Raw genomic sequence first — 12,459 nt, 5'->3', positions numbered from 1 at the left:
AAATCATGGTGAAATGATGCAACTAATTGACCAAGTTAAAAAAATAGAAACTTATATTTGTGAGTGTTTTGAAGACTGGGATTTGGATGATCCTGTAGAGGAAGGATATCTGGAAGATTATCAGGGCATTTCTGGTGCTTCTGAGGAAGAGCTTCAAGCCTTTGAGGAAATATTTGGCATTCGTCTACTTAGTGACTTCAAAGAGCTTTATAGCTATAAAAATGGGAGTAAATACCTCTCTATTTTACCTTGTGTAATTGACCAGAGAGATTTGACTTTTTCTCTCATGAGTCTACAGGAAATTGAGACTTGTAAAAAATACTTTCAAAATAGAGATGCTCTGTTAACCGAATTTCCCGACTATTTTTCTAGTCAAGACCTAGAAAACATGCATGATAGTAGAATTAAGCCCTATCTTTTTAATAAAAAATGGCTTCCTTTTGCTCAGTATTGTGACTCTTGTTATCTTATGCTGGATTTTGATCCAGACCAGGAGGCTCAGGAAGGTCAGGTTATTTGCTACATCCATGATCCTGATGAAATTATCTATGTGGCAGAAAGCCTTACAAATCTGATTGAAGGGATAATGGATGAGATCATATGAATGGACAAATGTACCAAATAGCCTGTATCGTGGCAGCAGCTAGGAAGGCTTTAAAAAATGCTAAAGAAATATGCTATAAGCCTGAAAAATATACAAATAAATTGAACTTTCAAATTTTGCCGTCAAAAAATGGGGAAGCTACAGAACTTTCTGTATCTGATTGGTTTGAAAATCTTAAGGAAAAAGGTTTGAAGGACTTACAATTATTTTGTCCTATTTTAGTTGAAGACAGAGGTATTTTAGGCTTCTCTAATACAACACAGAGTTCAATTCTCTGTTTTTATAAAGATGGGAAGGCAAGTTATTTCCTACCAAATTGGAAATCTGCTTCCCCAGGCAGAGGCTGGGATGTTACCTACACCGAGTATGAATGGGAAAGGTCTTCTCAAGACATTCCCCACTATGAAAATAATATGGAAGAATTTGAGGACGTATTGGCTCGTATAGAAAATCTAGCAATTAAAATTGAATGTGACAACTTTGCCAAAGTCTTTCAATCTGCTAGAAACTTTTTGCTAGACCCAGAATCTGGTAAAGGACTGGCAGAACCTCAAATTCCACTGCAACATCTAAGCATATTTAGAGCTGCAAGCTCAGCGGATGTTTTTGGAGGAATGGGCTCCTGGAATGATGAACCTGGATGGCTGGCACAAGATAAGGGACTGGGTCAAGTATACGATGAACTTTCAGATCAATTGCTAAGAAATATTAGATCAGCCATTCTATTTGCCATCAACGAGTGGTGATGGATTAGGAGAGAGAAAATGGGGAAGTTAAAGTTAAGTCTATTGAATAAATGGGAACTAGACAAGGACTACAATAGTGTTTTCAATTCTGTCATGTTACATGATGGTAGAGCCTTTGTCTTGACCAGTGAGAAGGAAGCTTTCAATCTCTACTGTCTGCTTGAAGTATCACCTTTGGGTATGAAGGAGATAGATGCTTGGTATTGTGACCATGTTTGGGAGGAAGAGCCTCTACTCTTTACAGATGGACAAAATATTGGCATCATCAAGGCTGGCAAGGAAATAGTCTATTACACTGGTGATTTTTCTAATCCAGAAATCATTGCCATAAAGGATCCGCAAAGTATACTTCCTAAAAAGGCACAAGAGAGATATTTTCAAATCGTATCAGATAGCGACCAGATACCCGTGTGTTTTGAAAATCAAGTTTATACAAATCAGGCAAGAAACTTTGCCCTTTTAGAATTTGATCGAGAGAAAAAGCAGGCGAAGTGGACCACTTATTCGCATATTGATAAAAAAGAGTTAAATCACCACGACACGAACTCAAGTTTTTATCCTAAAATCGATAGTATGAAATCTTGGAAGCAAGAGCTCTATGCCTTTAGCTCTGGAGAAACTCAAACCTCTGTCAATAAATGGGGCATGGACTATTATGCTCTTGTTAAAATCTCTAGTGATGGTCGTATTATCGAAAAGTTATTAGAATCTGAACATTTAAAGGCTTTAGGTAAAAAAGCTGGTGTCAATGGAATTTTTACGGATTCGCCTTATATTATCCTGAGCCCCCTATTTAAGAATGATGATTGGAGGGGCAAGCAAAAGCTATTTTCTCTGGCGACGAGAGAATTGTGCGATATAGCCTTGCCTAGAGGAATGAGTAAACACAAGCTTCAAAATATAACAGACAACTTTTGTTTAACCTTCCTGTACGACAGAGGATTAAAAGAACTTGCCCTTTGTCGGATTGACTAGGCTGTGAGGCTGAGTTTGGGAGCTTTTTATAGATAGGTGCTGATATTTTTTGATTAGTCTACAGTATTTATTTTGAGCTGTTTTCTTGTCAAATTTGACCAAGTATTGCAAATCGAATCTTAAAATAGTATACTAGAAATAGCAATTGTGAAAACGTTTGCGTTTTTGTTGATGATAATTATTTAGGAGACAAAATATGGAATTAACAGCCATTTATCATAGACAAGAATCAGAGTATGCTTATCTTTACAAAGAAGGTCAGCTACATATCCGAATCAGAACCAAGAAAAATGATGTCCAGCAGGTCATTTTACATTATGGAGATCCCTTTATCTTCATCGAGGATAAGTATGAAGCCAAGAAAGAAATGACTAAAGCAACCTCGGATGCTTTATTTGATTATTGGCAGGTTACAGTATCGGTTGATTTTGCACGGATTCAGTATCTCTTTGAACTCCTTGATGAGGAAGGTCAGGGTATTTTCTACGGTGATAAGGGTTGTGTGGAACATACTCAAGAAAACTTGGATGCGGAAGGAAATGGCTTTAAGCTTCCCTATATTCATGAAATCGACGGATGTCAGGTTCCTAGCTGGGTTTCAAATACCGTTTGGTACCAGATTTTCCCAGAACGATTTGCTAATGGAAATCCTAATTTGACTCCAGATGGAGCTCGAGAGTGGGATGCTGCCATTGCACCTAATAGGGATGACTTTTTTGGTGGAGATTTACAAGGGATTATCGACCATCTAGACTATCTAAAAGATTTGGGAATCACTGGACTTTATCTATGTCCGATTTTTGAAGCAACGACCAATCACAAGTACGATACGACGGATTATTTTGAAATTGACCGTCACTTTGGAGACAAAGAAGTCTTTGCTAATTTAGTCGAGGAAGCTCATAAACGTTGCATTAAGATTATGCTAGATGCTGTTTTCAATCATATCGGCTACCAGTCTGCCCAATGGCAGGATGTTCTAAAAAATGGAGAAAATCCCCCTTATAAAGATTGGTTCCATATTCAAGAGTTTCCAATTACAGAGGATAAACTTCAGAATCCAAGAGAACTCCCTTATCATACCTTTGCCTTTGCTAGCTATATGCCTAAGTTAAATACAGCAAATCCTGAAGTCAAAGACTATCTTCTCAGTGTTGCAACTTACTGGATTGAGAATTTTGATATCGAAGCTTGGCGCTTGGACGTTGCCAATGAAATTGACCATCAGTTCTGGAAAGATTTTAGAAAGGCAGTTCTCGCTAAAAAGCCTGATTTGTATATTTCAGGTGAAATCTGGCATACGTCTCAGCCTTGGCTAAAAGGAGATGAGTTCCATGCAGTCATGAACTACCCGCTCTCTGAAAGTATCAAGGATTATTTCTTGCGTCAGCATAAAAAGACAGAGCAGTTCATTTCAGAAATCAATAGCTAGTCAATGTACTACAAGCAACAAATCTCAGAGGTTATGTTAAATCTCCTGGATTCTCACGATACAGAGCGTATTCTTACAACTGCCAAAGGAAATCTCCAACATGTTAAGGCTGCTTTAACCTTCCTCTACCTTCAAAAAGGGACTCCTTGTATCTATTACGGAACAGAGCTAGCACTAATTGGTGGACCAGACCCTGATTGCCGTCGTGTCATGCCTTGGGACCGTGTGTCTGAGGACATGGAAGTCAGAGAAGAGCTAAGGCCAAGAGCTAAGGCTTACGATGTAGCACCATTTTGGACCTTCTGTCGAGGTATTAAGGTCTTGGGAATTGCAAATGGCATCCCAGACTTCTTAGACATTCGACTTAAAACCAAGGAATTACACGCTCTGGGCTTTGTGGATTATATTCCATTTCTGTCTATCATCGGGGATGGAGATGTGATTTTTTGCTTTGATAAGGACAATCATAATGTAGCTCTAGATTGGTATAATAGTAGCGAAACTGAAGAGCTTGAATGTGATTTTACAGGACTTTTACTCCAGCAAATTGCCGAGCTAGAAGAGCGTAAAAATGAGATGGTCAATCTTTTGGAAAAGGGGAAATCTAGTCAATAATCTATAAGGAAATATCAGTTTGATAGTCCGTAAAAGAGGTTGGGACAAAAGATCCCGACCTCACTTTTTTTAGCAATCAAACTTTGACGCGGTAGCTGATTGAACTTTTTGTTCGTCTTTCAGACTCCAAAAAGCTCCTAATCATCCTCGCGAGGCTGGGACTACGAAATCGAGACTTTGTCTATCGATTTCTGTCCCACCGCCTTTTTTAGTAAAACCATTCACTAAATCTACATTCAGATTTTTAAACTTTTCTACAAATTATAGAAAAAAGAATCAAAAGTATGATTTTTATGCTGCCAGTATTGAAGTTTCTTATATTGTTTTATAAAATAAGGGTAAAAGGCTATGAAAAAAGTAATGCGCTCACAAATAAATGAAAGCGGTTGCTAAAGGAGGATTTTATGGAAAAAGGCCATTGGAATCGTAAAAGAATCTACAGTATTCGTAAGTTTGCTGTAGGAGCTTGCTCTGTCATGATTGGAACCTGTGCGGTTCTATTTGGAGGAAGTACCATTGGAGAATCACCAGTTTTCGCGGATGAAACTCCTATTACTCACACTGTAGAAAGTCCAGCATTAGAGGAAAAAGAGGATCAAGCTGTAGCAGAGCACAAGGATGCTGCAAGTGTCGATCAAAGTCAAGCTGCTCCAATTGAAGCAAGCAAACCAGAGAAGAAAGAAGATGAAACTGTAGCTCCAAAAGAGGAGAAAGCATCTCTAAAACCTGAAGAAACAGCTCCAAAGGTAGAATCCCAAGCTTCAAGTCAAGAAAAGCCTGTCAAGGAAGATTTGAAAGCTGTGACAAATGAAGAAGTGAATCAAATGATTGAAGATAGAAAAGTAGATTTTAATCAAAATTGGCACTTTAAACTCAATGCGAATCCTAAAGAAGCTGTGAAGTCAGATGCCGATGTATCAACATGGCAAAAATTGGATCTTCCACACGACTGGAGTATCTTTAACGACTTTGACCATCAATCACCTGCCCAAAACGAAGGTGGACAGCTCAATGGTGGTGAAGCTTGGTATCGCAAGACCTTTAAACTTGATGAAAAAGATCTCAAGAAAAATGTTCGTGTGACCTTTGATGGCGTCTACATGGACTCTCAAGTCTATGTCAATGGCCAGTTAGTGGGGCATTATCCAAATGGTTATAACCAGTTCTCATATGATATTACCAAATACCTTCACAAAGATGGTCGTGAGAATGTGATTGCTGTCCATGCAGTCAACAAACAACCAAGTAGCCGTTGGTACTCAGGTAGTGGTATCTATCGTGATGTGACCTTGCAAATGACAGATAAAGTTCATGTTGAGAAAAATGGAACAACCATCTTAACGCCAAAACTGGAACAACAGCAACATGGCAAGGTTGAAACTCATGTAGCCAGCAAAATCATCAATACAGATGATAAAGACCATGAACTGGTGGCAGAATATCAAATCGTTGAACGTGGTGGTCAGGCTGTAACGGGCTTGGTTCGTACAGCGAGTCGTACCTTGAAGGCACATGAATCAACAAGTCTTGATGCGATTTTAGAAGTGGAAAGACCAAAACTCTGGACAGTTTTGAATGACAAACCTGCCTTGTATGAACTGGTTACGCGTGTTTACCGTGACGGTCAGTTGGTTGATGCTAAGAAAGATTTGTTTGGTTACCGTTACTATCACTGGACTCCAAATGAAGGTTTCTCTTTGAATGGTGAACGCATTAAATTCCATGGTGTTTCCTTGCACCATGACCACGGAGCGCTTGGAGCAGAAGAAAATTATAAAGCAGAATACCGTCGTCTCAAACAAATGAAGGAGATGGGCGTTAACTCCATCCGTACAACTCATAACCCTGCAAGTCCACAGACCTTGCAAATCGCAGCAGAACTTGGTTTGCTTGTTCAGGAAGAGGCCTTTGATACCTGGTATAATGGCAAAAAACCTTATGATTACGGACGTTTCTTTGAAAAAGATGCCACTCACCCAGAAGCTAGAAAAGGTGAAAAATGGTCTGACTACGATCTTCGTACCATGGTCGAAAGAGACAAAAATAACCCAGCTGTCTTCATGTGGTCTATCGGGAATGAAATCGGTGAAGCCAACGGTGATGCACACTCACTTGCAACGGTTAAACGCTTAGTAAAAGTGATTAAAGATGTTGATAAGACTCGTTATGTTACCATGGGAGCAGATAAGTTCCGCTTTGGAGATGGTAGTGGTGGTCATGAGAAGATTGCCGAAGAACTTGATGCAGTTGGTTTCAACTACTCAGAAGACAACTACAAGAAACTTCGTGCGAAACATCCAAAATGGTTGATTTACGGTTCAGAAACATCTTCAGCAACCCGTACACGTGGCAGCTATTATCGTCCTGAAAGTGAATTGAAACATAGTAACGGACCTGAACGTAATTACGAACAGTCTGACTATGGTAATGACCGAGTTGGCTGGGGTAAAACGGCAACAGATTCATGGACTTTTGACCGTGACAACGCTGGCTATGCTGGACAGTTTATCTGGACAGGTACGGACTATATCGGTGAGCCTACACCATGGCACAACCAAAACCAAACTCCCGTTAAGAGCTCTTATTTTGGAATCGTAGATACAGCTGGTATTCCAAAACATGACTTCTATCTCTACCAAAGCCAATGGGTTTCTGCTAAGAAGAAACCAATGGTTCACCTTCTTCCTCACTGGAACTGGGAAAACCCTACTTTAAAAGCGAATGTGGCTGATGCAGACGGAAAAATCCCAGTTCGCGCATACTCTAACGCTGCAAGCGTAGAATTGTTCTTGAACGGTCAATCTCTCGGAGTTAAGACCTTCAATAAAAAACAAACCAGCGATGGCCGTACCTACCAAGAAGGTGCCAATGCTAAGGAACTCTACCTCGAGTGGAAGGTTGCTTACCAACCAGGTACTCTGGAAGCTGTAGCACGAGATGAAGCTGGAAAAGAAATTGCACGTGACAAGATTACTACTGCAGGCCAACCAGCAGGTGTTCGACTCATCAAGGAAGAACATGCAATCGCAGCAGATGGAAAAGACTTGACATACATCTACTACGAAATCGTTGACAGTCAAGGAAATGTAGTACCAACTGCCAATAATCTGGTTCGCTTCCAATTGCACGGACAAGGTCAACTGGTCGGTGTCGATAATGGGGAACAAGCCAGTCGTGAACGCTATAAGGCACAAGCAGATGGTTCTTGGATTCGCAGAGCCTTTAACGGTAAAGGGGTTGCTATTGTCAAATCAACTGAACAAGCAGGTAAATTCACGCTGACAGCTCATTCGGATCTCTTGAAATCTGGTCAAGTAACAGTCTTTACTGGTAAGAAAGAAGGACAAGAAAAGACAGTTCTAGGAACAGAGGTACCAAAAGTACGTACTGTTATCGAGAAAGAACCAAAAATGCCGAAGACCGTCGCTTTTGTCTACAGTGATGGCAGTCGTGAAAAACGTCCAGTAACATGGTCTCCTGTAGATGTAAGCCAAGCTGGAGTTGTGACTGTTAAAGGTATGGCAGATGGACGTGAGGTAGAGGCTCGTGTCGAGGTTCTAGCAATTGCGAAAGAACTACCAACTGTTAAACGTGTTGCTCCAGGAACAGACTTGAGTGCTGTTGACAAATATGTTTCTATTGCCGTTACGGATGGAAGCGTACAAGAATACGAAGTTGATAAGTGGGAGATTGCGGAAGCAGATAAAGCTAAACTGTCAGTTGCTGGATCACGTATTCCAATGACTGGTCAACTGGGAGGCGAAACCGTTCATGCTACTCTTGTAGTAGAAGAAGGCAATCCTGCAGCACCTATAGTGCCAACTGTAACTGTTGGTGGTGAAGCTGTCACAGAACTTACTAGTCGACACCCAATGCAATACCGCACTCTTGCTTATGGTGCCCAATTGCCAGAAGTCGCAGCAAGTGCTGAAAATGCAGCTGTTACAGTGGTGCAAGCAAGCGCAGCAAACGGCATGCGTGCGAGCATCTTTGTTCAACCAAATGATGGTGCCTCTCTTCAAACTTATGCAATTCAGTTCCTTGAAGAAGCACCGAAAATTGACCACTTGAGCTTACAAGTAGAGCAAGCTGACGGTCTCAAAGAAGACCAAACAGTCAAATTGTCTGTTCGGGCTCATTATCAGGACGGAACGCAAGCAGTTTTACCAGCTGATAAAGTGACCTTCTCTACAAGCGGTGAAGGGGAAGTCGCAGTTCGTAAAGGAATGCTTGAGTTACATAAACCAGGAACAGTCACACTCAAAGCAGAATATGAGGGGACTAAAGGTCAAGTTGAACTCGCTATCCAAGCCAACACTGAGAAGAAGGTTGCCCAATCTATCCGTCCAGTAAACGTAGTAACAGACTTGCATCAAGAACCTACTCTTCCATCAACAGTAACTGTTGAGTATGACAAAGGTTTCCCTAAAACTCATAAAGTCACATGGCAAGCTATTCCAAAAGAAAAACTAGACCATTATCAAACCTTTGAAGTGCTAGGTAAAGTTGAAGGCCTTGACCTTGAAGCGCGTGCCAAAGTCTCTGTAGAAGGTATCGTTTCAGTTGAAGAAGTTAGTGTGACAACACCAATCGCAGAAGCGCCACAATTACCAGAAAGTGTTCGCACCTACGATTCAAATGGTCACGTTTCATCTGCTAAGGTTACTTGGGACGCGATCCATCCAGACCAATACGCCAAGGAAGGTGTCTTTACGGTTAATGGTCGCCTAGAAGGTACGCAATTAACAACTAAACTCCATGTTCGCGTATCGGCTCAAACTGAGCAAGGTGCAAACATTTCTGACCAATGGACCGGTTCAGAATTGCCACTTGCCTTTGCTTCAGACTCAAATCCGAGCGACCCTGTTTCAAACGTCAACGATAAATTGATCTCCTTTAATGACCGCCCAGCCAACCGTTGGACAAACTGGAACCGTAGTAATCCAGAAGCTTCAGTCGGTGTTCTATTTGGAGATTCAGGTATCTTGAGCAAACGTTCCGTTGATAATCTAAGTGTCGGATTCCACGAAGACCATGGAGTCGGTGCACCGAAGTCTTATGTGATTGAGTATTATGTCGGTAAAATCGTTCCGACAGCACCTAAAAACCCTAGCTTTGTAGGTGAGGAAAACCACGTATTTAACGATCCAGCCAACTGGAAACCAGTTACCAATCTAAAAGCCCCAGCTCAACTCAAGGCTGGAGAAATGAACCACTTTAGCTTTGATAAAGTTGAGACCTATGCGGTTCGCATTCGTATGGTTCGACTTGATAGTAAGAAAGGAACATCTATCACAGAGGTACAAATCTTTGCGAAACAAGTTGCGGCAGCCAAACAAGGACAAACAAGAATCCAAGTTGACGGTAAAGACTTAGCAAACTTCAATCCTGATTTGACAGACTACTATCTTGAGTCTGTAGATGGCAAAGTTCCTGCAGTAACAGCAAGTGTTAGCAACAATGGTCTCGCTACCGTCGTTCCAAGCGTTCGTGAAGGTGAGCCGGTTCGTGTCATCGCGAAAGCTGAAAATGGCGACATCCTAGGAGAATACCGTCTACACTTTACAAGCAATAAAGACTTGCTCTCTCGTAAACCAGTTGCTGCGGTCAAACAAGCTCGCTTGTTGCAACTAGGGCAACCACTTGAATTACCAACTAAGGTTCCTGTTTACTTCACAGGTAAAGATGGCTATGAGGCAAAAGACTTGGCAGTTGAATGGGAAAAAGTTCCAGCAGAAAATCTGACAAAAGCAGGTCAATTTACTGTTCGAGGTCGTGTCCTTGGTAGTGACCTCGTTGCGGATTTCACTGTACGAGTGACAGACAAACTAGGCGAAGCTCTCTCAAATAACCCAGAGTATGATGAAAATAGTAACCAAGCCTTTGCTTCTGCAACTAATGATATTGATCCAAGTTCACATGACCGTGTAGACTATATCAATGATGGAGATCACAATGAAAATCGTCGTTGGACAAACTGGTCTCCAACACCATCTTCTAAACCAGAAGTATCAGCAGGTGTAATCTTCCGTGAAAATGGCAAGATTGTAGAACGGACTGTTGCGCAAGCCAAACTTCACTTCTTTGCAGATAGTGGTACGGATGCACCGTCTAAACTCGTTTTAGAACGCTATGTCGGTCCAGAGTTTGAAGTGCCAACCTACTATTCAAACTACCAAGCCTATGAATCAGGCCATCCATTCAACAATCCAGAAAATTGGGAAGCTGTTCCTTATCGCGCTGATAAAGACATTGAAGCTGGTGATGAAATCAACGTAACATTTAAAGCAGTCAAAGCAAAAGCCATGAGATGGCGTATGGAGCGCAAGGCTGATAAGAGTGGTGTTGCGATGATTGAGATGACCTTCCTTGCACCAAGCGAATTGCCTCAAGAAAGCACTGCATCGAAGATTCTTGTAGATGGAAAAGAACTTCCTGATTTCGCTGAAAATCGTCAAGACTATCAAATTACCTATAAAGGTCAACGTCCAAAAGTTTCAGTTGAAGAAACAGACCAAGCAGCTTCAACAGTTGTAGATAGTGGCGATGATAGCCTTCCAGTACTTGTTCGCCTCGTTTCAGAAAGTGGAAAACAAGTCAAGGAATACCGTATCCAACTAGTCAAAGAAAAACCAGTTTCTGAGAAGACAGTTGCTGCTGTACAAGAAGATCTTCCAAAACTCGAATTTGTTGAAAAAGATTTAGCCTACAAGACAGTAGAGAAAAAGGATTCAACGCTGTATATAGGTGAGACCCGTGTAGAACAAAAAGGAAAAGTTGGTAAGGAACGCATTCTTACATCTGTTAGTCCAGACGGAACTCGTGAAGAGAAACTCCGTGAAGTGCTTCAGGCTCCTGTTAACCGGATTCTTCTAGTTGGAACTAAACGTGGTACGGCTCAACCGCTTGATGGTGTCAAAGATTTGGTTCATCACAAGTCAGAGCTCCTAGTGGAAGAAGAGGAAATTGATTTCCAAGTTCAAGAACGTAAGACTGACAAACTTTATGTGGGTGAAAGTCGTGTTCTTCAAGAAGGTCAAAAAGGTGTTCGTGTCCACCTAGTAGAAGTCGAAAATGGTAAGCGTACATCGAAAGAAACCTTTGATAAGATAGTTGCGCAAGATCGTATCGTGGAAGTTGGAACTAAACGTGGTACGGCTCAACCACTTGATGGTGTCAGAGATTTGGTTCATCACAAACCAGAACTACTAGTAGAAGAAAAGGAAGTTGATTTCCAAGTCCAGGAACGTAAGAACGATAAACTTCCAGTAGGACAAACTCGTGTGATCCAAGAAGGCCAAAAAGGTGTACGTGTTCATCTCATCGAAGTGGACAATGGGAAACGCACTGTAAAGGAAACCTTTGATAAGCTAGCATCGCAGGATCGCATTGTGGAAGTGGGAACTGCTGTAGCACAAGAAGGACCAAATCCACAAGTTCCTGTCAATCCAGATGCGCACCAACTGACTCAAACAGGAGCACAATCTCAAGAAGAAAAAGTGACACAAACTGAAAAAGGTCACCTTCCAAATACAGGAAGTGAGTCTCAGATGTCAGCTTTAGCAGCAGGATTGGCTCTCTTGGGCTTAGGTGCAGGACTTGCAGCTACTACTCGCAAAAAAGAAGACTAAGTTTAGTTACAAGCTAAATTGAACAGGAAAAGGCCAGAGTGACGCTCTGGTCTTTTTCGTCTGAGTTATAATAGTAAACAAATGTTTAGAATAGTCAATCCTATTCCAAATGGATTTTGCTCAAAATTCATAAAGTGCCCTTCACACTTATAAAAAGAGAGGTCGTGTTTGAAAATAATTGATAAATATGCTACAATAGTAGGCACTGGTAATTTTTATAAATGATTTTTTAATGAGAAAAATCGGATAAAATCCATTCAACTTTAGAAGGATCATGATCAGATGAGAAAGCGTAAAATTCCTTACCTTTCAGAGATTTGGTATGGGAGTGGTTTTTTAGATGTTAATCATGGTGACAGAGTTGATATACTTATAAAAATTTTAAGGATTAAGTAAATCCGTTTATGCATTTGATAATGTTCAAATAGAAAAAATGGAAGAACAGGTGTTCTCACA

Annotated in this window: 4 protein-coding genes and 2 pseudogenes; all 6 read left to right on the top strand. The window is 41.0% G+C overall.

Annotated elements, in window-relative coordinates:
- Window positions 1-16 precede the first annotated feature (16 nt).
- The 6 genes and pseudogenes from K1I53_RS08040 to bgaA all read left to right on the top strand — a co-directional run bounded on the left by K1I53_RS08040 (window position 17) and on the right by bgaA (window position 12,003).
- On the top strand, window positions 17-604 hold the full coding sequence (locus K1I53_RS08040; protein WP_223329048.1) for an SMI1/KNR4 family protein: 588 nt from the start codon (window positions 17-19) through the stop codon (window positions 602-604).
- Window positions 601-1,350 carry a hypothetical protein gene (locus K1I53_RS08035; RefSeq protein ID WP_223328994.1) on the top strand — a complete coding sequence of 250 codons (750 nt, stop codon included), beginning with the start codon at window positions 601-603 and terminating at the stop codon, window positions 1,348-1,350. The genes K1I53_RS08040 and K1I53_RS08035 overlap by 4 nt, the downstream gene beginning before the upstream one ends.
- Window positions 1,351-1,368: 18 nt before the next feature.
- Window positions 1,369-2,325: a hypothetical protein gene (locus tag K1I53_RS08030; RefSeq protein WP_223328993.1), complete on the top strand. Its 957-nt coding sequence runs from the start codon at window positions 1,369-1,371 to the stop codon at window positions 2,323-2,325.
- Between the two features lie 196 nt (window positions 2,326-2,521).
- A pseudogene (locus tag K1I53_RS08025) lies at window positions 2,522-4,003 on the top strand (glycoside hydrolase family 13 protein); the annotation flags it as partial.
- Window positions 3,995-4,372 (top strand): annotated as a pseudogene (locus K1I53_RS08020) (SMI1/KNR4 family protein); the annotation flags it as partial. The pseudogenes K1I53_RS08025 and K1I53_RS08020, both read left to right, overlap by 9 nt.
- A gap of 404 nt (window positions 4,373-4,776) precedes the next feature.
- Window positions 4,777-12,003: an LPXTG-anchored adhesin/beta-galactosidase BgaA gene (gene bgaA, locus K1I53_RS08015; RefSeq protein WP_223328992.1), complete on the top strand. Its 7,227-nt coding sequence runs from the start codon at window positions 4,777-4,779 to the stop codon at window positions 12,001-12,003.
- Window positions 12,004-12,459: the final 456 nt, after the last annotated feature.

The organism is Streptococcus oralis, from assembly GCF_019929365.1.
GTDB lineage: Bacteria > Bacillota > Bacilli > Lactobacillales > Streptococcaceae > Streptococcus > Streptococcus oralis_BT.
The sequence above is the reverse complement of the archived record's forward strand: the minus strand, read 5'-3'. Positions and strand labels throughout refer to the sequence as shown.